The following is a 20,093-nucleotide window of genomic DNA, read 5'->3' on the forward strand; positions in this document are numbered from 1 at the left end:
GCCGTGATCACCCTCCCGAGAGCAGGTCGCGGAGCAGGGCCACGGTGTCGGGGTCGAGGTCGCGGCCGGTGCGGCGGCTGAGGGCGTCCAGGCGGTTGACGGCTCGGACGAGTTGATCGCGGGCGCCGGCGGAGGCGTAGGCGTAGAAGAGGTCGCGGTGCAGGAGTTCGACGTCCGGGGCGACGGCGAGGCCCCGGAAGATGGCGGCCTCGGCGCTGCGGTGGTCGCCGTACTGGAGTCTGCGGGCGGCCAGTTCGTGGGCGGTGTCGACGATCGCGGCGAGCATGTCCTGCCGTTCGGGCTCGGCCCAGGCGTACGCGTCGGCCGGGGCCTCGGCGAAGGGTGCGCCACGGACCAGGGCGAGGGCGTGGGCGAGGGCGGCGTCGGCGGTGCTGCTGGTGCTGCGCATGCCGCGCCGGTAGAGGCTGCGGAACTCGTCCCAGTCGCAGGTGACGGTCGGCGCGAAGGAGTAGCCGTCCGGTGCGTCTGCGGATTCGGCGAGCAGGAAGGCCCGGCCGTCGGTGGAGTTGCCGAACCAGGAGGCCAGTTCGGCGATCCGGCCCGGCAGCGGGGTCGGGGGGCGGTCGGCCGTCAGGCGTGGGTCGAGGTGGGCCGCCCCCGGGTGCAGGGCACGGTCGAGTACGTCCCGCTCGACGCCCGGACGCAGGGCGAGCAGGGCAGCAAGCTCGGTGAGCCGGGGTACGGCCTCCGGGTTGGCCGCCCCGGAGGCGCCCAGGATGTCCACCGGGCCGAGCAGCCGGATCCGGGGTGCGGTCCGGACGGTGTGGGCCTCCGGGGAGCGGAGGATCGCGATCAGGTCGTCGCAGTCCGTCCGCACGGACGCGGGGGTGGTCGGGACGGGCGGGGTGACCGGAAGGTTCTCCACCGGCCGGGTCTGCGCCGCCGGGGCACCCGGGGCGTCGGGGGCGGGTGCCGGGTCGTGGGTGGGGTTGGGCTCGACCGGCGCGGGCGTCGGCGCCGGAGCGGGGGCAGCCGGGGGCGAGGGGGGCTCCAGCGCCTCAGGAGCGTCCGGAGCGTCCGGGGCGTCCGGAACAGGCGGGACTTCTGGCGCCTCCGGGGTTCTGGCCGCGTGCAGCCCGAGGCTGTTGGCGTTCTTCCGGTACGAGCGCTGCGCAGGAGGCGTCGCCACCGGGCTGATGCCCGCGAACGGGCTGGCGCCGGTACCGATCACCCTGGCCGTCACCTGCTGGACCACCTGGACCACCGGCTCCTCCGAACGCGCGCCGATCGAGACCAGGACCGGTGCCGGGAGAGGGAGTTCGGCCGGCTCGAAGTCCGAGTCCGAGTTCGAGTCGACGCCCGGACCGTCCAGCGTCCAGTCGGGCGCCGGGTGCTGGGTGCTGTCGCCGGAGCTGCGCAGCAGATCGCCCCACTGGTCGTACTGCTCCTGGCTGAGGCGCTGGAGTTCGACGCCGAGGTGCAGGCCGGGGATGGTGGCCATGCCGGTGCTGGGCAGGGTCCACCGGGCCACCGGTCCGCTGCCGCGCTCGGGGGCCCGGGCGATCACGGCCAGGCAGGTGCGCGGCGTGCCGTCCAGCAGCCGGCCGAGTTCGGCGGGGAGGGTGCCGCTCGGGGGCTGTACGGAGAGCACGATCTCCGGCACCCAGGACTCGTCCGCGTCACCCCGGCTGCGCGCCTCGCGCGGGCTGGTCGCCTCCGCCGCGACCAGGGTGGCGCGGGCGCGTGCGGTACGCGGCCCGAGGGCGGTGAGGGCCTCCTGGAGAGTGTCGTACCGGTGCACGCGTTCGGCGGCCGGTCCGCTGATCGCCGGGTCGTCCGGGATACCGACCAGGTGCAGGTGGAGCCGGTCGGCGAGCGGGCTGTGGGCCAACTCGACGGCCAGCGTGCGCAGTACGTCGCGGGCGTCGTCCGGATGCCCGGAGAGGTGCATCAGCCGTACGGTCTCCAGGTCCGCGAGCACCACCGAGCCGTCCGGCGCGCCGCCGAGGGTGACCAGGGCCGGGTACGGCGCCGAACTCTTGGCCGCCTGCGAGGCGGAGAGCAGCTCGGACGAGTCCTCCGGGCACCACCAGACGTTCGGGGCATGCGCGGCACGGAAGGGAGCGACGGGGGCGGCGGGCGCGGCGAGGTGCAGCTCGATGGTCCGGCCCGGGGTGACCCGGACCGCGACCAGCGCGGGGAGGCGCTTGCCGGAGCGTACGGTGTTGCGCGCCAGCGTACGCAGTGCGCGGTCCAACAGGTCGATGCCGGAGGCACTCTGACGAACCTTCAGTTCTGCTTCGAAGGCGGCGGCCGGCTGGGGCGGCAGCGCGATCCGGTGCCGGGGGCGGCGGGCGCGCTGCTGGTCGCCACGCCGGCGCGACACCGCGCCGATCATGATGGCGGCCAGCAGGACGCCGACCGTCGACGCGGCGAGCGAGACCGTGTAGTCGCCGCTCGGCGCGGTGGCCGCAGTGGGTGCGGTGGGCGTGGACGCCTTGACGGGAGTGGTCGTCCTGGCGGGCGCGGACGGCTTGGACGCAGGGGGCTTGCCGGTCGGCGCGGGGGTGACCGGCGGGGTGACGGGAGGCGTGACCAGCGGGCTCACCGACGACGTGACCGGGGGCGTGACCGGGGGCGTGACCGGGGGCGTCACGGGCCGGGCAGGGGTCACGGGCTGGGGCGCCGGTGCGGTGCCGGGGACAGTGAGGACCGTGCCCGGGACCAGCATGTCCGGGTTGGTCAGCTGCTCGCCGTCCGGTGCCTTGGCCCCCTTGTTGGCCTCGAACAGCTTCGGCCAGTCCTGTGAACTGCCCATCTCCCGCTGCGCGATGGCCGACAGGGTGTCGCCGGAGCGTACGGTGGCCTGGTGCTCCCCACTGCCGGCGGCCGGGGCGGCCACCGGCTGCGGGCTTGCGGGCGCCGACTGATCGGCCTTGGCGTCGGACGGCATGAGCAGTTGCCAACCCGGCTGGATGGACCGGTCCGCGTCGAAGCGGTCTCCCGAATCATCCATCTGCCGACCGTTGTTGAGCTTGGCGATCTCCACCCACCGCTCACCGGAGCCGAGTTGGCGCTCGGCGATGGACCAGAGACTGTCGGCAGGGCGGGTGTCGCGGACGGTGTAGGTCGGCTGCTGCGCGGCGGCGGGCGCCGGTGCGGGCACCGCCGAGCCGGCGGGGAGCGCCGCATACTGCGGGCTCGCGGTTAACTGGGCGGGCGCGGAGACGGCGGGGGCCCGTTCCGGTACGGCGGCGAACGCCGAACCGGCCACCGGCAGCAGCGCGATGACCGAGCCGACCAGCCCGGCGGCCAGCCGCTGACTCCAGCCGAAGGCTGGGATCCGCCGGGCGATCCGGCCGCGCAACTGGGCCGGGATCTCCAGCAGTACGGCGGCGGCGAAGCAGAACCAGGCCACCCAGCCGACCACCACCAGGGCCCACAGGAAGAGCCGCCCGTCATCCGGGCTGGTGAGCAGCTCCACGAACCCGCCACCGGTCGCGCCGCCCATCCCGGCGACAGCGGTGGTCCCGTACAGCAGCAGCGCCGGCAGGCCGACCAGCAACCCGGCCAGCACCAGTAGGGAGCCGAGTGCGGCGGCCACCAAACCGGCCGGCCGCCGGCGGCGGCGGTGCGGCCGCAGCGGAACGGGCCTGCGCCCGGGTGGGACAGGTGGGACCTGAGCACCCTTGTGGGCGCTGTGGGCGTGGTCTTTCGCTCGTGGCGCGGCCATCAGCCGTTCTCCGCTTTCGTGACTCCGTGTACCAGGGTGGCCGTCCCGTGCCCGGACACGGGAAAGTCCTGTCCGAGCAGGACGGTGTGGTAGCTCTTGCTGATGCTGACTTCGACGGTGTGGGCGTCCTTGAAACTCACCTGGCAGGAAAGGCCGTACTTCTGCATCAGGTAGGCGTTCGCGGCGTCCTGGGCGATGGTGCCCCGCTCCTGGACCTGGTAGTCGCCCTGGAGCAGCGCGGACTCGTCGAGCTGCTGCCCGGCGACCCGGGCCCCCTCCTGGGCGATGGCATCGGCGTACTCCATGTCCCGCAGGCGGCCGCAGCTGTCCAGCACGACGGCGGAGACCAGCATCAGGCCCGCGACGGTCACCGCCACGAAGATCGAGACGGCCCCCGCGTCCGGCGCTCCCCGGACCGGGCCTAGTGGTGCGCGTCGGCGTAGCATCAATTCCCCTCCCCCAGCCGGTCGTTCACCCTGCACTCCGGTAGCGGTCGACCACCGAAACGAACTCGCCCTTCAGCGTCTTGCTGCCCGGCGTACCGTCCACCACCAGGTACCCGAGCGGGACATTGCAGGTCACCCTGACATCCACGGTCTGCAGCACCTCGGTCCCTATCGTCACCGGGTCGGAAGGGGGTTGAGAGATCTGGAGGTCGGTACACGGTACGTGCTGCTTGTCGAACACGTCCCGCGCGGCATCCTCGGCCGCCTGCTGAGCGCCCTCCGGGGTACGCGCCAGCGAGGCGGCCCGGGCACCTGCACGGGCTGCCGCATCAACTACCCCGCCGGTGGTCTGAATACGCCCGACTCCCGCAACGATCAGTACCAGCGCGACTACCGCCGGTACGAGGATCGCCGCCTCGACCGCGACGCTGCCCGAATCCGGCGGCCGTCGCACCGCTCCCGCCCTGGTCGTGACCGCCCTGACCCCGGCTGCCCTGGCTACAGCTGCGCTCATCACGGCTGCCCTCCCTGCGGGACGAACTTCTCCCGGGGCGCATCCACGTACCGGGTGACATCCGGCATGGTCAGCATCGGCAGGACGTTCAACGGCTTTACGGTGACGCTGATATGGAAGGTGGTGCCGTCCGTGCCGCCCATGTCCGTCCCGGCCGGTCGGGCGAGGCTGCCGAACCGTCCCAGGAAGTCCGTGACCCGCTGATCGGCGGCCGCCTGGGTGCCTCCCATGATCCGGCCCGCGTCCGCGCCCTCCCGGGCAGCCGTGAGCGCGACCTCGCTGGCGTACCACCAGAGGGCGGCCTGCACCACGAGCAGGACGATGGTCAGCACCGCCGGGAAGACGATCGCCAGACTGATCGTCATCGCTCCCCGGTCCGGCCTCCGCCGGTCAGGTACCCGCTGGTCCGGCACCCGCCCCTCCAGCCTCCGCCCATCCGATACCCGCTCGTCCGGTGCCCCTCGGCCCGGGAGTCGGCGGCAGCGTCGGGTCGTTCGGATCATGGAGCGACCGGGACGGTCGAGACCTGGGTCTTGACCTTGCCGGCCAGTGCGTTCAGCGCCACCACGACCCCGATCGCGATGGTCACCAACGCGACGACGGCAAGGGCGAGTTCGATGCTGATCGCACCCCGGTCCCCGACCGCGCGGGCGGCGCGGACGCGGCCGGTCCGGTAGCGCAGGGCGACCAGGCCGAGCTGTACGGGCAGGAGCAGCGGCAGCAGCAGGGCGGCGATCAGGTTCCGCGAGCGGGTCATGTCGGTTCCTCCGGGGGAAGGGGATTTCTCTGTGGTCAGGCGACGTTGAGCATCTGGTACAGCGCGGGAAAGACGATCAGTGCGGTCATCAGCAGGGTGAGCAGGGAGCCGGGCGCGACCATCCGCTCGCTGTCGGTGTTGGCCCGGGCCAGGTCGGCGGCGAGCAGTTCGCCGCGCAGGCCCTTGGCCCTCGCCCGGAGCGTGTCGTACACGGCGGCGCCGTCGGTGCCGGAGATCCGCATGATGTCCGCGACGTCCTGCAACGGGGTCAGCCCGAGCTCCTCGGCGAGCGCGTCCAACCCGTCCCAGGGCGGCAGCCGGTCGGTGGCGGCCCGTTCGAGGGCGTCCCGGATCCGGCGGAAGACCGTCCCCCGGCCGACGGCGGCGGCCCGGCGCAGCGCCTCCGCCGGGCCGAGGTCGGCGGCGCGCTCCAGGGCGACGAGTTCGAGGTACGCGGCGATGCCGTGCAGGTACTCCGCCTTCGCCTCCTTGGCCTCGCCGCTGACGATGGCGTCGGGTACGAGCCAGCCGAGCACCGCCAGCGCCGGGCCCGCCGCCAGCGGCACCGCGACCGGCAACGCGGCCCCGGTGAGGACGGCCATCGCCGAGGCGTAGCCGGGCAGCAGCAGCCCGATCAGGGCGAAGAGCAGCTTGTGCGCCATGAACCGGGCCGGAGTGCGCCCGATCAACGCCAGTTGCTGGTGCGGGATCCGGGCTCCGGGCAGCCGGAGCGAGCCGGCGCCGAGCCGGTCGTACCAGGGCAGGCGCTGTTCCAGGTCGTCGGTGCGGTCGGCCGGCGCACGGTGCAGCCGGTCCAGCGCCTGCCCCAAGTCGGGTGGTGCCGGGCGGAGTTCGGCGGCGAGCACGGCGACCCCGCCGGCGACGGCGGCGCCCGCCAGTACGGCCCAGGGGGAGATCATCGGGTCTCCTTGAGCAACGGGCCGCTCTCGTCGACAGGTTGGTAGCTCGAAAGTGAGCCGCCCGGCAGCGGCTCGCCCGCCGCCGGATCACCCGGCAGCGGACCGCTGGGGAGCGGACCGGCCTTGCTGCGGCGGTCCGGCTCCAGCAGGCGCGGCGGCGGGGTGTGGCTGGCCAGCGAGCGCATCCAGCCGATCACCAGGACGAAGGCCACCGCCACCACGCCGAGCACCACCTGGCCCACGAAGGTGCTGTACGGCGCGGTGTAGCGATCGTTGAACGAACCGGCCGTGACGACCAGCAGGATGATGGTGACCAGCCAGCGGATGGTGGTGCGGTGCTTGGCCCGGTCCGCCTCGATCGTGCGGCGCTGGCGGACCTCCTCCCGGACGGAGTCCGCCAGGTCGGCGAGCGCCCGGGCCAGGCCCGGGCCGCTGTCACCGGCCCGCAGCACCAGCGCGGCGAGCACCTTGTCGGCCGTCGGGTCGGCCAACCCGTCGGCGAACGCCCGCAGCGCGTCCTCGGGGCGCCAGCGGGACTGGAGCCGGGCGGCGAGTTCGGCGATCTCGGCGTCCAGGGCGGGCGGTGCGGTCCGACGGCTGGTCAGGATCGCCTGGTTGAGGCCGACGCCGAGCAGCAGTACGTCGGCGAGCCGCTGGGTCCACTCGGCGAGGGCCTCCAGCCGCTCGATCCGGCGGGTGTCGGAGCGGGTGGCGTCGAAGAGCCAGGGCAGGCCGAAGACGGCGAGCGGGACCAGCACGGCGGTGAGCGGGATCCGGGTGAACAGCCAGCCGAGCGGCGCGCCCACCAGCGCCAACGCCGTCTGGATCCGGCGCAGTCGGGCGACCTGCGGGGAGGCCGTGCCGGGTGCGCCGTACCAGAAGGTGTGAGCCCGGCCGGCCAGCGGACTGCGGTCCGCCCCGGCGGGGTTGCTCGTGCCGACCAGTCCGGCCACCAGCGCGACGGCGCCTCCGGTGACCAGCAGGCCGCACAGTACGAAGAGCAGCATCAGCGCACCCCACCGATCCGCAGCGCCAGCGGCGCGCTCCAACTCCCGTACGGGGACTGGAGCAGCCCCGCGTCGAAGCCCGTCCGCCGGAGGTCGTCCAGGCACTGCGGCGGGGTGTGCGGGACGGCACGCGGTTCGCCCAGGTCCGGGCGCGGGCCGAAGACGGTGTTCATCGCCGGGCGGCCGCTCTCACCGAGTCCAGTGATCTCCAGGACGTGCGAGACGAAGCGGTGGCGGCGTCCGCCGACCGCCGTCTCGTCGACCATCGCGACGTGCACGATGAGGTCGACGGCGTTGGCGGTGAGCCGGTACGCGAGGCTGTCGGTCATGTGGGCGCCGTACTCCAGGCAGAGTTCGGCGATCCGGTCGACCACCATGTGCGGGGCGCGCGCGTGCAGGGTGCACATCGAGCCGCCCTCGCCGTTGGTCATCACCCGCAGCATCGGGACGACCTCGGCGGAGCGGACCTCGCCGACGATGATCCGGGAGAGGGTCATCCGCAGTGCCGCCGGGATGAGCTCGCCGATCGTCAGCTCGCCCGCCGAACGGCCGTCCACCCGCTCGCCGTTGCCCTCACGGGCCTCCATCGGGACGACCTGCTTCAGGTGTCCCAGGGTGTGCAGCCAGAGCTCGAACTCGGACTCCAGGGTGCCGATCCGCTCGTCCGGCGGGATCTCGCCGGCCATCGCGCGGAGCAGGCTGGTCTTGCCGACGCCCTGCGTCCCGGTGATCATCACGTTCTTCCTGGCCCGGATCGCCGCCGCCAGGAAGGCCGCCAAGGTCGAATCCAGGGTGCCGAGTTCGACCAGGTCCGGCAGGGTCGCCGAGGCGACCCGGTGGCGGCGGATCGCCACGTACGGGCGGGGTGTCACCTCGGTGAGGGCCTGCAGGCGCATGCCACCCTCCAGGCGCAGCGCGAGAGTCGGGCTGGCGGTGGAGAGACTGCGTTCGCCACCGCCGTGCTGGCGGGCCAAGTCCTGTAGCAGTTCGATGAGTTCCTCGTCCGTGTCGGCCACCGGCGGCACCTGGCGCAGCGGTTGGTGGACGCGGGAGATCCAGACGTCGTCGCAGCCGTTGATCAGGATGTTCTCGATCTCCGGGTCGTCCAGGTAGGGCTGGAGGCGGCCGGCCCGGAACAGCAGGTCGTAGACCACCTCGGAGAGCGCCCGGTCCTGCTCGCGGGTGGGCGGGATGCCGTGGGTCTGCGCGTACGCGTCGGACCAGCGGGCGACGGCCTCCTCGATCAGCGCCCGCCCGCGCTGGCGGCGGGTCGCCCGGTCGGCCTCCAGGCCGGAGCCGTCGGCCAACCGGGAGAGCTGCTGGTGGAGTTCGGCCGCCACCTGCCGCTTCAGCTCCCGCGCGACCTGCTGGTCCACGGCGGCCCGCACCCCGGACGGCTGCACCCCGACGGGCTGCAGCGCGGGTACCGCCCGGACCGGGCCGGGCGCGAACTGGCCTGCTGTGTACTGGCCCGACGTGAACTGGCCGACCGGCGCGGCAGTGGTCGACGCTCTGGCGACCTGCGCCGGCGGCGCGGTGACGGCCCAGGGCAGCGCGGCCGGACCACCGGGCTGCGCGGGGACCGGGCCCTGGTGCAGCGGACTACCGCGCACGGAGCACCTCCCCGTAGGTGATCTGCTGCGGGTGCGGCGGCTGGGCGGGGAAGGGCGCCGGGGCAGCCGGCTGGGGCACCTGCGGCGCCGGATACTGCGGCTCGGGGTACGGGGGTTGGGGGTACGCGTACTGCGGATACGGGTGCTGGGGGTAGGCCAGCGGGTGCGACTCGGGGGCTTCCGGCCCGCTCTGCCCGCCCGGTATCGCCACCGGCGGGACCTGCTCGGCGGCGACGGCGGCCGGAGCGAGGCGCTGGCGGCGGCGCCGGATCAGCAGCTGGATCTGGTCGGCCGCCGAGCGGGCGGTCCGCATCAACTCCGAACGGACGAACCGCCGGTCGGTGGTGTCCCCGCCGTCGGAGAGCACCCGCGCGATCCGGGGAGCGTACGGCAGCAGCCCGAGCGCCGGCACCCCGAACTGCCGGGACACCTCCACGACCGGGTACGGCCCCTCGGCGATCAGCAGCAGCCCCAGCGCGTCCGCGCCGGTGCCCGAGGTGTCCAGGTCCTCCCGCAGCGAGGCGAGCCTGGGCCGGACGGCGCTCAGCCCGCGCAGCGTGCTGCGCAGCACGACGGCGACCACGTCGGCCCGCCGGGCGAGCACCGCGCCGGGGCCGGACGCGCCGGACCGCCCGAGGTCCAGGATGACGTCGTAGCCCTGCGGTTCGAGTCCGTGCAGGGCCTCCATCAGCGGCTCCCAGGTGTACGCGAGGCCGGGCGCCTGAGCGGGGTCGGTCAGCCCGGGCAGTAGCAGCCGCTCGCCGTTGCCCTCCGGGGAGAGGTCGATCAGCTGCTCCCAGAGGGTCTGCGCGAGCAGCCCGCGACGGTCCGCGACGGCCAGGTTGCGCAGCCCGTACACCGCCTCGACCCGGCCCTCCAGCGCACCAGCGAGCACCGCGCCGCCGTCCGGGTCGCACTCGACCAGCAGGATCCGGCGGCCGGGCTGCAGCGGCCAGGCGAGCAGCAGGGCCAGCGCCGAGGTGGTGGCACCTGGCGCGCCGGGGCCGCCGACCACCGCGACGACCGCCATCAGTTACCACTCCCGGCGGAGCCGCTCGGCGAGGGCTGGGAGGGCTGGGAGGTCGACGGCGACGAGGGCTGGGAGGGCGCGGCGTCACCCGCGTGGGCGGCCAGGATGACCTGGAACTTGCCGGCGGCCACCCAGAGCGCGAGCCGCGAGCCGTCGGCGAGACCGACCGCGACGTCGACCACCTGGCCGCCGTCGGTGTCGACCTTGCCGACGGTGACCACGGTGGCCGGCAGCGTCTCGGGGGTCCGGGTGGTGCCGCCCTGGCCGGCGGAGCCGGACGCGTCGGGGGTGGAGACCACGATCACCCGCAGGCCGGGTTGCAGCCTGGTGGCCGGGAGTTGGGTGTGCTTGGCCGCCAGGCCGACGATCACCTGACCGGCCGTGACGACCGGCGCGGCGGTGACGTCCGCGTTGAGCAGCAGGGCCCCGCGCCGCAGGTCGGTGGTGGCGCGCAGACCGACCGTCCGGCCGAGGTCCCTGGCGTCCAGCGGGCGCAGCGCCGGGTCCCCGGCGATCCGGGCCACCACCAGGTCGTCGGCGGTCAGCGTCTGCCCCATCGGCACGTCACGGGCCACCGCCAGCACGGCGATCCGCTGCCCGGTGCTGTTGTAGAGCACCGCGCCGCCGAGCCCGCCCGCCGCGATCAGCGCCACCGCCATGGCGAGCACGGCGGGCCTACGGCGGCGGGCGCGCAGGGTGCGCGGGGGCGTGTGCGGCGCCGCCCGCGCCGGCTCCGGGGCGAGGGTGGCGGTGCCGGGGCTCGGCGACGGGAAGGTTCGGTTCTCCACCGGGCTTCGGCCTTTCGTACGAGGGCGGGACAGTTGCTGACGGTCAGTTGTTGAGGACCTGCATCTCGCCGACGCGGAGCGGCAACGGCTGGTCGGCGGGGACCTGGTAGTCAAAATCCAGGACCTGTTTCTGCGTGCTCACCACCGTGGCCGTGACGTGCCAGGTCACCACGGCGGTCAGATAGAAGTTGTGGTCCGCCTTGAGCGCCGAGCCGGTCTTGTAGACGTAGGCGCAGTCGGTCGCGTCGGCGGGCGCGCCCGGGGTGTACGGGGTGCCGGGGGTGGTGCAGTCGAGGCCCGGCGAGCCGTCGCCGGTGTCCCAGTGCACGCTCTTGACCACGGCGGTGGCCGTGACACTGATCTGCCGGCCGGGCACCGTGGCGGACTCCGGACCGGCGCTGGCGGCCGTCCGCTCGTACCAGAGCCAGACCGGGGCGCCGACCAGGGCGGTACCGGCCGGGGCGGCGTGCAGCTTCGGCGCCGCCAACTGGATCATCCCGGCGGCCTGCCACCCGAGGTCGACCGGATTGTCGGGCGGGGGCGCCCCACCGGGCGGCGCGGCGAAGAACTCCGGTGGCTTGGGCGACAGCCCGCCGCCGACCTGACGGCAGTTGACCTCGTACATCGCGCCCTTGGCCGGGTCGTTCCCGCCCCACTCCGGGTCACCGGCCGGCGGCTGCGGATCCGACCGGTGGTAGTAGCAGCCGTCGGAGGTGTTGAACCACCCGAGATCGTTGTCCCAACAGGGCCACTGCTGCCCGTTCCAACTGCACATCTGCACCCCTCCGCCGCCTCCCCCCGACCCGCCGGGGCTGGTACTCCCGGGGCTCGGATTCCCGCCGGGTTCGGTGATACCGATGCAGATTTCGTTCACCGCACACGGATTCACACCACCCGTCGGATCGGCGGCGACCGCAGGGGTGATCGTGGCGGCGATCATTCCGAGCAGCACGGTGGCGCGAATCATCATTCGCCAACCAGACTTCAGCATGTTCGGCCCACCTCGCGTTTGAAGTCGACGATCATCCAGCGGCCATCCGATTTACGGAGCGAAACAGTGGCGGTGTAACGGGTGAGGCGCTGCGGCGGATCCTTCGGCGTCTTGGTCACGGCATCGGCCTGGTGCCAGTCCGTCACATCGAGGCAGTCCTCGATCACCGAAGTCTGCGGATCGGTTGTGAGATCGAGGGTCTTGACCACCGGGGCGTTACGTGGTGCACCAATCATCACCAGCTTGGCTTCGTGCAGTTGGTGCAGGCTGGCCAGCGTCTGACTCAGAGCCAATCCGGTGGAGAGCGCCCGAAGCTGGGAACCGTCGGAATCCGATTGACCGAAAGCCGCAGTCTGAGCGTCCCACCAGCTCTGATACGCCATCAGCACCACCCGCCCCATCGCCCCCACCGGACCCTCGGTCGGGGCGATCGCACCCGGGCCCGAACCACTCGAAGGAGTTACCGGAGCTGCCTGGCCGAGACCGGCCCCGGGCGTCGCGAGACGGTCGGCGGAACCGGCCGAAGGGTCGCCGCCGCAGGCGGTCAAGAACGTCAGCAGAAACACCCCGCCAACGCCAACCACCCCAGAGCGCATCATGATTCCGCGCTGCCGCATCGCCCCACCTCATCGCGACCGACCCGGTCAGTGGCCGTGGTCGCCAGAAGAAAAACCGCCGTCCCGCCGGGTGCCCTTCGGGGGCATCGATTCTTCGCCAACCAGCCCCGCCCGGGCAACACCTCGGGCCACTTGACCTTACGCGGAAGGCGGATCGGTTGGGGCACTTTCGCGCCACAGAACTGCCAACAGTTCGTCGGAAAGCGACAATCCGGCCAATGCGCCCCGCACCGAGGCCCGATTGCGCATCAGCAACCGGCCACCGCCGCCGGGTACGGGCACCAGCAGCCGCGCGCCGTCCAGCCCGACCTGCTGCAACTCCGCCGCCACGGCGGGCTGCAGCTCCTCCGGGCCGACGGCGGCCGGCGCCCCGGGGACGCCCTGCTCCAGCACCCGCCCCAGCGCCCAGCTGAACGACCCCTCGCCGCCCGGCAGTACGGCCTCCCGGCCCCGGCGGACCGCCTGGCCCCGCCGTCCGGCGAACAGCCCGACCCGGCCCCAGAGCGGCACCCGCGAGTGCGCCAGCAGCTCCCCCGCCCCGTCCTCGCCGCCGCGCTCCAGCGCCGCCCACGCCGCCCGGTCGGCGACGGCGTCGACCAGCAGCAGGGTCTCCTCCTGGTCGCCGTGGACCATCGTGCTGACCACCCAGTCCCAGGCCAGCCCGCGCCGGTACGCGTTGTCCGGCGTGCTCCCGCCCGTCACCAGCGCCAACCGTCTACCGCGCGGGTCGGCCGCGACCTGACCGAGCAGGCAGACCACCAGCCAGCGGGCCGGCCGCTGGGACGCCGCGCGCAGCGCGGTGAGCATGGCGTTGGCGTCCGCCTCCGGCGGCACCAGCGTCACCCGGCAGCCCCGGGTGCCCGCGTCGAAGGACCGGCCCGGCAGCGCGTCCGCGAGCAGCCGCGCGCCCTCCGCCGCCCTGGCCGACCCGGCGTGGGCGCGCTCCGGGCCGCCGTCCGCACCGATCACCACCAGTTCGATACCGCCGCTCATCCGCACCGTCCCCTCCCTTGCTCCACAGGGTCCGGTGTGCCCCGTACGCCGGACAAGCTATCGCTGCTGCGGGACCGTCCGAATCGGGCCAGGTCAGGGACCATGGACCCTGGTGGCACCGGGGCGGGGGCCGCATCATCGGAGGCATGGACCGTGACGACCGTTTGCAGAGCCTGGGCGAGGCGGAGTGCCTGCGGCTGCTCGGCACTGTGCCCGTCGGGCGCGTGGTGTACACCGAACACGCGCTGCCGGCCGTACTCCCGGTGGCCTTCGAGGTCGGGGCCGACGGGCGGTTGGCGCTCGCGCTCCGGGCGGGCGACGGCGCGGTCCGCGCACTCGACGGCACGGTGGCCGCCTTCCAGGCCGACCAACTGGACCCAGCCACCCGGACGGGCTGGAGCGTGCTGGTGCACGGCCGCGCGGAGGTGGTCCGCGACCCCGTACTGCACGAGCACCTGCTGCTCACCGGCCCGCGCCCCTGGATCGACGGCGATCGGCAGATCTTCGTACTGCTCACTCCGGAGCTGGTCAGCGGCCGTCGGCTGCGCTCGTCGCCGCAAGGGGCGCACTCCGGCGCGGGGTGCCCCCGCTGACAGCTGACCCGCGAGTAGGCATACTCTCCGGAGTCCTGCCAGGCGCATCCCCCCAGGAGCACGTTGTGACGACCTTCGCCTCCCTCGCCGACCTGACCGCAGCCGTCGGCACCGAGCTGGGCACCAGCGAGTGGCACACCATAGACCAGGAGCGGGTGAACCTGTTCGCCGAGGCCACCGGTGACCACCAGTGGATCCACGTGGACCCGGAGCGCGCCAAGGAGAGCCAGTTCGGCGGCACCATCGCGCACGGCTACCTGACGCTCTCGCTGATCCCGGTGCTGGCCAAGGAGTGCTACAGCGTGGAGGGCGTCCGGATGGCCCTCAACTACGGCTCCGAGAAGGTCCGCTTCCCCGCCCCCGTCCCGGTCGGCACCGCCGTCCGCGCGCGGGCCGAACTGGTCTCGGCAGCCGAGGTCCCCGGCGGGGTCCAGGCCGTGGTCCGCTTCACGATCACCAGCGAGGCCGGCACCAAGCCGCACTGCGTGGCCGAGACGATCACCCGCTTCTACGCGGCATAAGCGCCCGGCGGGAGGTGGACCGGGGGCGCGGGGGGCTACGCGAAGCGGGAGAGTGCGGACCGTTGCCTTCCGATTTCGCGCACGCAGTTGATCAAGCAGAGCCTCGCGCCCCCAAACCGAATACGCCCGATCCCGTACGCCGAACGGCGCTCGCCGCCAGGTCCGGACGGGCCGGGGCCGGTAGTGTCCCGTTGAGATGATTGCCGCTGGGAAGGACACGCCCGTCGACCGCGGCGACCCCGCCGTACGGACAGTCCCGACGATGGAGGTTCCGTGCCCAGTCCAGTCCCCTGGAGCTCTCGGGTCACCTCGCTGACCGACCAGCTCGGCTGTGCCACCGGCACCGCCTGGCGCCGTGCCCGGGCGGACGCCTTCGGCGCCGAGCCCGCCGGTGAGCGGCTGGCCCGGATCGAACGCTCGCCGAACTTCGCCGACGGTGCCTTCCAGAACCCCGTACCGACCCGCCGCCTGGTCTACGAGCGGTCCCCGCTGGAGATCACCCGGGCCCAGCTGACCGCCAACCGCACCCGTCGGCTCCCCGCCGCCCCCGTGCCGCTGCACCGCCTGCAGCCGATCGAGCTGGCCGAGCCGCCCGCCTCCGGCCTGCGGCTGACCTGGCTCGGCCACGCCACCGTGCTCGCCGAGCTGGACGGCCGCCGGGTGCTGTTCGACCCGGTCTGGAGCGAACGCTGCTCGCCGTTCGCCTGGACGGGCCCCAAGCGGCTGCACCCGGTACCGGTACCGCTCGAGGAGCTCGGCCCGGTGGACGTGGTGGTGATCTCGCACGACCACTACGACCACCTCGACATGCCGACCGTACGGACGCTGCTCGGTACCGGCGCGGTGTTCGCCGTGCCGCTGGGCGTCGGCGCGCACCTCGAGCACTGGGGTGTGCCCGCCGAGCGGATCGTCGAACTGGACTGGTGGGAGTCGGGCGTGGTGGCCGGCCTCACCCTGACGGCCACACCCGCCCGGCACTACTGCAGCCGGGGCCCGCGCACCAGCACCCACCTGCTCTGGGCCTCCTGGGTGGTGGCCGGGCCCGAGCACCGGGTCTTCCACAGCGGCGACACCGGCTACTTCCCGGGCTTCGCCGAGATCGGGCGGCGGTTCGGGCCGTTCGACGCGACGATGATGCAGATCGGCGCGTACAGCGACTTCTGGCCCGAGGTGCACATGACGCCCGAGGAGGGCGTACGGGCCCACCTCGACCTCGGCGGCGAGGTGCTCCTCCCGATCCACTGGTGCACCTTCAACCTCGCCCCGCACCCGTGGGAGGAGCCCGCCGAGCGCTCGGTCGCGGCCGCCCAGGCGCTCGACGCCGTGCTCGCCGTACCCCGGCCCGGCGAGCCGTTCGAGCCGGCCGACCCGCCGGCGCTCCAGCTCTGGTGGCGTGCGGCGGCGGCCCTGCCCAAGGGCGCCGAGCTGCTCGTCCCGGACTACCTGCCCCCGGTCGGCGGACGCCGGGCGGAAGAGGACGACGACGTCACGGTCTGACCCACGGCCCGGGCGCACCCCGGGCATGGCGGGCCCCTCAGTCACCCGTCGCGAGCACTTCCCGCAGCACCTTCGCCTGCTTCACCACCTGACTCGCCCCGCCGCGCCCGGCGGCCTGAGAGACCTTCGCGATCGCGCCCCGCGCCCCGCTGCGCTGCGCGCAGTCCGCTGCCACCCCCAGCAGCTCGCCGAGCCCCCGCGCCGACGTACGCGAGAGCAGGCCGGGCAACGCCCCCGCCAACACCGACCACACCGTCCCGTACGCCCCGGTGTCGGCTGCCGTGCGGAAGGACTTGGCGAGCCGGGCGGGCTCGGCCAACCCGCATGACGCCATGTCGGCCAGCATTCCCCCGAGCAGCGCGCCGTCCAGATCGCCCCGGGCCGCGAGCACCAGCAGGCCGTCCACGGCGGCCAGCCGGTCCTCGGGAAGCCGGGCACCCAGCCCGTACCCAACCGCGAGATGCACGGCCGGCCCGGCGGGTCCGGCCGCCTCGGCGAGGTGTGGCAGCAACCGCGTGCACCCCTTGACCTCCGGGTTGGCGACGCCACCGGACCAGGTCAGCATCTTCGCGGCCAGCAGCTCCCGGTGGTTGGGGAACACCGAGAGCCAGTGGGCCGACTCGGGCGAGCGGCTCACGTACATCCGAGCAGCGGGGGCCTGCGGCTGAAGCAGCCACCGGCAGTCGGCCGCGAGAGGCTCGTCGGGAACAGCCAGGGACTGTTCGACCTGCTGCGACACGGCATCCAGCCGCCGGATCACCTCCCACGGCGCGAGTCCGGGCTCCGCTGCCGTCCCGAGATAGCCGGGCCCGGACAGTCGGGCCGGCAGGCCACCGGCCTTGAGCCAGCGTGCCGTCCGCTGCCCGGCAGCGGAGGTGAGGCGCTCGGCGGCGGCCAGGACGTCGGGGTCGTCGGTCGGCACGACACGGAGCAGCGCCTGCGAGAGATCGGCGTCCCCGCCCTTGGCGTCCACCGCCTCGTACCCGGCCAGCCGCTCCACCAGGACGGCCGCGTCCAGCGCGCCCGTGCCCGAGGTCGGCGTGGCCAGCAGGTACGGGGTCCGGCGGGCGATGATCAGCCGAGCCGCCTCCTCCAGGCGGCCCGCGAGCTGGTGGCCGAACGGCGAGGTGTGGTCGCGGCTGCGCAGGGCACCGGTCGGCGCGTACCCGGAGGTCGCCGCCCTGGCGACGTGGAGCAGGTCGCGGGCGGTGCAGTCCTCCCAGTCGCGTCGGGCGTGGTTGTGGCCCGCGAGTACCGGCAGCAGCGCCTCGGTGAGTGCCGGCCGACTCAGGTGGGCCTGCCGTACCAGCCCGTCCAGGGCCCGTTCGAAGGCGACCACGTCCGGGTCGCCCAGGAGGATCGCGCTGAGCTCCTCGGCCACCTCGGCCGGGCTGCCCAGTGGTCCGGGGACCAGCGCGGGTTGCGGTACGGGCGGCAGCAGCTCCTCGTACGTGCCGCTGGGCAGCTGGGCTCCGAGCAGCTCACCGGCCGACGCCGTGTGCGCCGGGTGGAGCGCTTCGGCGGCCGCCCGCAGCTGTGGCAGCACCCCCTCGCCCGCCGCCGCCAGATGACGGGCGATCAGCTTGAGCGTGTGCTCCTGCACCTCCGGATCGGGGTGCCCGAAGGCGTCCGAGGCCGCCAGCACCACCTGTCCGGCCAACGCCGGGTCACGGCCGGCGGCCTTGTCCAGCCGGGCCAACTGAGTGCGGACGAGCTTCTTCTCGGTCCGGAACAGCACCGTCCCGGACGCTTCGACGAGCAGGTCGGCCGCCAGCAGCCCGGCGTCGTCCAGCTCGCCGAGCACCTGTTGGGCATGGACCGCGACGGTGGACACGGCGTCGAGCAGCGCGAGATAGCTCCTGACGCGGGCCGCGTTCTCCTCCGTGGACGGCGCGAGGGACTGAAGCACCTTCAGGAAGACCCGCTGATCGCCCACCCTGCCTCCCCGCACCAGGCGGGCCAGGCAGCCGTCGAGCATCTCGGCGCGGTCCAGGACGCCCCGCCCGGTCAGCCGCGCCAGGCAGACCGGCCACCCGCCGCCGGGCTCGGTCACGTACCAGGAGCGGTCGAGGCTGGTCCCGATGTCGGCGATCTCGAACAGCCGGGGCACCAGCAGCGGGACGAAGGAGTCACCGGACAGCCGGTCCCACAGGTTGTCACCGGGCATCCTGCCGGTCAGGTGGGCGGGTAGGTCGTAGTGCTTGGCCGACCGCTCGTGCACCCAGCTCAGGACGAACTGGTCGGAGGTCGGCACCGGACACCCGGTTGTGCGCACAAGGTGCTCCAGCAGCCGGTACTCCCCCCACCAGCGCCCGGGCCGCCGCTCGGCGAGCCGGGCGACGACGTCGTGCTGCCACTCCAGCGGCTGGCTCTCGATGACGGCCAGCAGGGCGGGGTGGCGCGAGACCTCGCTCCAGCCCAGGCCGGGGCCGCCGATCCAGTCCGCCGCACCCGAGGGCGAGGTGTGGCACCCGAGCCCGGCGATCAGCACCGGCTTGGCATCGGGCGCCGGCCACTCGGCGTCGCGGATCTCCTTCCGGATCACCTTCAACTCCGGCAGGAAAGCACGTCGCTGATCCGGCGTCAGCCCGGCCAGCTCCCGGACGATCCCGTCGATGTCCTCCGCCCGTACCAGCTCGATCAGGTTCATCGCGCCCCCTCCCGGTTCTCGTCCCGGTTCTCGTCCCGGTTCTCGTCCCGCGCCAGGCCCACCGCCAGCGCATGCTTGCACGGCCCGCGCCCGCCCCGGTACTTGGCCCACCACAGGCAGGTGCAGCTCAGCCGCCCGTCCGCCCCGGCCCGCACCCGCTGGACGTGGTCGTCCACCGTCACCAGCGCGCCGCCACCGGCCTCGGGCCGGACCGCACCGGCCGCGACCAGCGCGCGGGCCGCCCGCAGGCGCGGGTTCTGCGAGTCGGCGCGGCCGGAGTCGTACGGCAGCTGACGGTGGAAGTACGCGGCCTCGGCCGGGTCGTAGCCGATCTGCCCGGCCGTCCCGAGCCTGGTCAGCGCCGCCCGGACCCGCTGGACGGTCAGCCCGGACTGCTCGGCGAGCTCGGCCGGGTCGACCCGGGGCTCCCAGGCGAGCAGCACCGAGACCAGTTCGGCGTCGGCCGCCGCGTCCGGGGTGGCGAGCGCGTCCAGCACCCCGCCCTCGCCGGAGAAGCCGCGCGAGGCGTCCGGCGACAGCGTGAGCGTCAGCCGCATGCCCGGCAGCACCACCTCCCACGCGGCCGCCAGGGCCGACGGGCCGGCCGGCGGCCCGTACACCCGCAGGGCCAGCGCGTGCCGCAGCACCCGCTGGAGCGCGGCCAGCCGCTCCGGCCCCGGCAGGCAGACCGCGCCGGGGACGGGCCTGCTGGTCGGGCGCAGCGTACGGCCGGCCGGCACCACCCACTGCGTGGTACGGGCTCCCGCGCGGCCGGTGCCGCGCGGGAGCGAGCGCAGGAAGCGGACGGCCTCGGCGGCCGGCACCTCGGCGCGCAGGTCGAACCCGGCTGCCAGCACCTGGGTTTCGGCGAACCCGCGCAGCCAGCGGTCCGGCAGCGGGACCTTCTTCTCCAGCACCGGGCCGTCGAGGGTGGTCACCTCCAGCGTCTGGGGGCCGACCGCGAGGTGCAGCGGCTCGGCGGCGCCGATCCGGGCGAGCGCGTCGCGGAGCGGGTTGTTGACGTCGACGTTGGTGGTGCCGTGGCCGATCTCGTCGCCGTCCAGGCCGCCGGCGAGCACGTCGAGGCGGGCGTAGACGCCGCAGCAGCCGGAGAACGACTCGAAGCGCAGCCGGTCGCCGTTGGCGGTGACCACCGGGTCGAGCGAGGCGGGCCGCAGGGGCTGGTAGTACCGGGTGGCGGCCACGTCGGCGACGGCGAGCAGCGCGGCGGCGGCGATCGCGGGGGCGGTCAGGAACCCGCTGAAGAAGCGCGGGTTGGCAGCCGGCCCGGCCGGGGTGGCGCCGCCCGAGGTCGCCAGGGCGAGGCTGCGGCCGCCGGTGCTGCTCGCGTTGTCGAGCACGGCGGACGGGCGGAGATATGCGTACGTCTGTACGGCCTGCGTCATGCCGAGAACGTTAGGTGAGCACACTGACAGAGTGTGACTTCTGAAACCTGTTCCAC

General features: G+C 73.9%; 18 protein-coding genes. 3 read left to right on the forward strand and 15 right to left on the reverse strand.

Features of this window, described 5'->3' with window-relative positions:
• Positions 1 to 7: 7 nt before the first annotated feature.
• The 13 genes from P3T29_RS03870 to P3T29_RS03930 form a co-directional block, all read right to left on the reverse strand.
• Positions 8 to 3,565: a LysM peptidoglycan-binding domain-containing protein gene (locus P3T29_RS03870; RefSeq protein WP_280714821.1), complete on the reverse strand. Its 3,558-nt coding sequence runs from the start codon at positions 3,563 to 3,565 to the stop codon at positions 8 to 10.
• Between the two features lie 128 nt (positions 3,566 to 3,693).
• Entirely contained in the window at positions 3,694 to 4,140 is a 447-nt protein-coding gene (locus tag P3T29_RS03875) for a hypothetical protein (RefSeq protein WP_280714822.1), read from the reverse strand.
• Between the two features lie 25 nt (positions 4,141 to 4,165).
• Positions 4,166 to 4,654 carry a TadE/TadG family type IV pilus assembly protein gene (locus tag P3T29_RS03880; RefSeq protein WP_280714823.1) on the reverse strand — a complete coding sequence of 163 codons (489 nt, stop codon included), beginning with the start codon at positions 4,652 to 4,654 and terminating at the stop codon, positions 4,166 to 4,168.
• Complete coding sequence (locus tag P3T29_RS03885; RefSeq protein ID WP_280714824.1) at positions 4,654 to 5,019, reverse strand: pilus assembly protein; 366 nt, start codon at positions 5,017 to 5,019, stop codon at positions 4,654 to 4,656. Before P3T29_RS03885 ends, P3T29_RS03880 begins: the two co-directional genes overlap by 1 nt.
• 134 nt (positions 5,020 to 5,153) lie before the next feature.
• Positions 5,154 to 5,411 (reverse strand): hypothetical protein, encoded by a 258-nt coding sequence (locus tag P3T29_RS03890; RefSeq protein ID WP_280714825.1) that lies wholly within the window; start codon positions 5,409 to 5,411, stop codon positions 5,154 to 5,156.
• Between the two features lie 35 nt (positions 5,412 to 5,446).
• Positions 5,447 to 6,331 carry a hypothetical protein gene (locus tag P3T29_RS03895; protein ID WP_280714826.1) on the reverse strand — a complete coding sequence of 295 codons (885 nt, stop codon included), beginning with the start codon at positions 6,329 to 6,331 and terminating at the stop codon, positions 5,447 to 5,449.
• Positions 6,328 to 7,338, reverse strand: a complete 1,011-nt coding sequence (locus P3T29_RS03900) for a type II secretion system F family protein (RefSeq protein WP_280714827.1) — start codon at positions 7,336 to 7,338, stop codon at positions 6,328 to 6,330. The genes P3T29_RS03895 and P3T29_RS03900 overlap by 4 nt, the downstream gene beginning before the upstream one ends.
• Positions 7,338 to 8,951 carry a CpaF/VirB11 family protein gene (locus tag P3T29_RS03905; protein ID WP_280714828.1) on the reverse strand — a complete coding sequence of 538 codons (1,614 nt, stop codon included), beginning with the start codon at positions 8,949 to 8,951 and terminating at the stop codon, positions 7,338 to 7,340. The genes P3T29_RS03900 and P3T29_RS03905 overlap by 1 nt, the downstream gene beginning before the upstream one ends.
• Complete coding sequence (locus P3T29_RS03910; protein ID WP_280714829.1) at positions 8,941 to 9,981, reverse strand: hypothetical protein; 1,041 nt, start codon at positions 9,979 to 9,981, stop codon at positions 8,941 to 8,943. The genes P3T29_RS03905 and P3T29_RS03910 overlap by 11 nt, the downstream gene beginning before the upstream one ends.
• On the reverse strand, positions 9,981 to 10,769 hold the full coding sequence (locus P3T29_RS03915; RefSeq protein ID WP_280714830.1) for an SAF domain-containing protein: 789 nt from the start codon (positions 10,767 to 10,769) through the stop codon (positions 9,981 to 9,983). Before P3T29_RS03915 ends, P3T29_RS03910 begins: the two co-directional genes overlap by 1 nt.
• A gap of 43 nt (positions 10,770 to 10,812) precedes the next feature.
• Entirely contained in the window at positions 10,813 to 11,544 is a 732-nt protein-coding gene (locus P3T29_RS03920; RefSeq protein ID WP_280714831.1) for a hypothetical protein, read from the reverse strand.
• A 209-nt stretch (positions 11,545 to 11,753) separates the two neighbouring features.
• On the reverse strand, positions 11,754 to 12,377 hold the full coding sequence (locus P3T29_RS03925) for a hypothetical protein (protein ID WP_280714832.1): 624 nt from the start codon (positions 12,375 to 12,377) through the stop codon (positions 11,754 to 11,756).
• Between the two features lie 138 nt (positions 12,378 to 12,515).
• Positions 12,516 to 13,370 carry a hypothetical protein gene (locus tag P3T29_RS03930; RefSeq protein WP_280714833.1) on the reverse strand — a complete coding sequence of 285 codons (855 nt, stop codon included), beginning with the start codon at positions 13,368 to 13,370 and terminating at the stop codon, positions 12,516 to 12,518.
• 146 nt (positions 13,371 to 13,516) lie between these two features.
• On the opposite strand from P3T29_RS03930, the gene P3T29_RS03935 reads away from it, so the two are divergent.
• The 3 genes from P3T29_RS03935 to P3T29_RS03945 all read left to right on the forward strand — a co-directional run bounded on the left by P3T29_RS03935 (position 13,517) and on the right by P3T29_RS03945 (position 15,981).
• On the forward strand, positions 13,517 to 13,963 hold the full coding sequence (locus P3T29_RS03935) for a pyridoxamine 5'-phosphate oxidase family protein (RefSeq protein ID WP_280714834.1): 447 nt from the start codon (positions 13,517 to 13,519) through the stop codon (positions 13,961 to 13,963).
• Between the two features lie 65 nt (positions 13,964 to 14,028).
• Entirely contained in the window at positions 14,029 to 14,484 is a 456-nt protein-coding gene (locus tag P3T29_RS03940; RefSeq protein ID WP_280714835.1) for a MaoC family dehydratase, read from the forward strand.
• A 312-nt stretch (positions 14,485 to 14,796) separates the two neighbouring features.
• The gene (locus P3T29_RS03945) at positions 14,797 to 15,981 is read left to right on the forward strand and encodes an MBL fold metallo-hydrolase (protein ID WP_280715081.1); all 1,185 of its coding nucleotides are present in this window, start codon (positions 14,797 to 14,799) and stop codon (positions 15,979 to 15,981) included.
• 37 nt (positions 15,982 to 16,018) lie between these two features.
• On the opposite strand, the gene P3T29_RS03950 is transcribed toward P3T29_RS03945, so the two are convergent.
• Together P3T29_RS03950 and P3T29_RS03955 are read right to left on the reverse strand one after the other, a co-directional pair.
• Positions 16,019 to 18,631 (reverse strand): DUF6493 family protein, encoded by a 2,613-nt coding sequence (locus P3T29_RS03950; RefSeq protein ID WP_280714836.1) that lies wholly within the window; start codon positions 18,629 to 18,631, stop codon positions 16,019 to 16,021.
• The gene (locus tag P3T29_RS03955; RefSeq protein ID WP_280714837.1) at positions 18,628 to 20,037 is read right to left on the reverse strand and encodes an SWIM zinc finger domain-containing protein; all 1,410 of its coding nucleotides are present in this window, start codon (positions 20,035 to 20,037) and stop codon (positions 18,628 to 18,630) included. The genes P3T29_RS03950 and P3T29_RS03955 overlap by 4 nt, the downstream gene beginning before the upstream one ends.
• Positions 20,038 to 20,093 lie beyond the last annotated feature (56 nt).

Source organism: Kitasatospora sp. MAP5-34, from assembly GCF_029894335.1.
Lineage (GTDB): Bacteria > Actinomycetota > Actinomycetes > Streptomycetales > Streptomycetaceae > Kitasatospora.

Coding starts and splice junctions, on each gene's coding strand:
- P3T29_RS03875 (WP_280714822.1), bottom strand. CDS start 4,140: ATGCTACGCCGACGCGCACCACTAGGCCCGGTCCGGGGAGCGCCGGAC.
- P3T29_RS03880 (WP_280714823.1), bottom strand. CDS start 4,654: ATGAGCGCAGCTGTAGCCAGGGCAGCCGGGGTCAGGGCGGTCACGACC.
- P3T29_RS03885 (WP_280714824.1), bottom strand. CDS start 5,019: ATGACGATCAGTCTGGCGATCGTCTTCCCGGCGGTGCTGACCATCGTC.
- P3T29_RS03890 (WP_280714825.1), bottom strand. CDS start 5,411: ATGACCCGCTCGCGGAACCTGATCGCCGCCCTGCTGCTGCCGCTGCTC.
- P3T29_RS03895 (WP_280714826.1), bottom strand. CDS start 6,331: ATGATCTCCCCCTGGGCCGTACTGGCGGGCGCCGCCGTCGCCGGCGGG.
- P3T29_RS03900 (WP_280714827.1), bottom strand. CDS start 7,338: ATGCTGCTCTTCGTACTGTGCGGCCTGCTGGTCACCGGAGGCGCCGTC.
- P3T29_RS03910 (WP_280714829.1), bottom strand. CDS start 9,981: ATGGCGGTCGTCGCGGTGGTCGGCGGCCCCGGCGCGCCAGGTGCCACC.
- P3T29_RS03920 (WP_280714831.1), bottom strand. CDS start 11,544: ATGTGCAGTTGGAACGGGCAGCAGTGGCCCTGTTGGGACAACGATCTC.
- P3T29_RS03925 (WP_280714832.1), bottom strand. CDS start 12,377: ATGCGGCAGCGCGGAATCATGATGCGCTCTGGGGTGGTTGGCGTTGGC.
- P3T29_RS03930 (WP_280714833.1), bottom strand. CDS start 13,370: ATGAGCGGCGGTATCGAACTGGTGGTGATCGGTGCGGACGGCGGCCCG.
- P3T29_RS03935 (WP_280714834.1), top strand. CDS start 13,517: ATGGACCGTGACGACCGTTTGCAGAGCCTGGGCGAGGCGGAGTGCCTG.
- P3T29_RS03950 (WP_280714836.1), bottom strand. CDS start 18,631: ATGAACCTGATCGAGCTGGTACGGGCGGAGGACATCGACGGGATCGTC.
- P3T29_RS03955 (WP_280714837.1), bottom strand. CDS start 20,037: ATGACGCAGGCCGTACAGACGTACGCATATCTCCGCCCGTCCGCCGTG.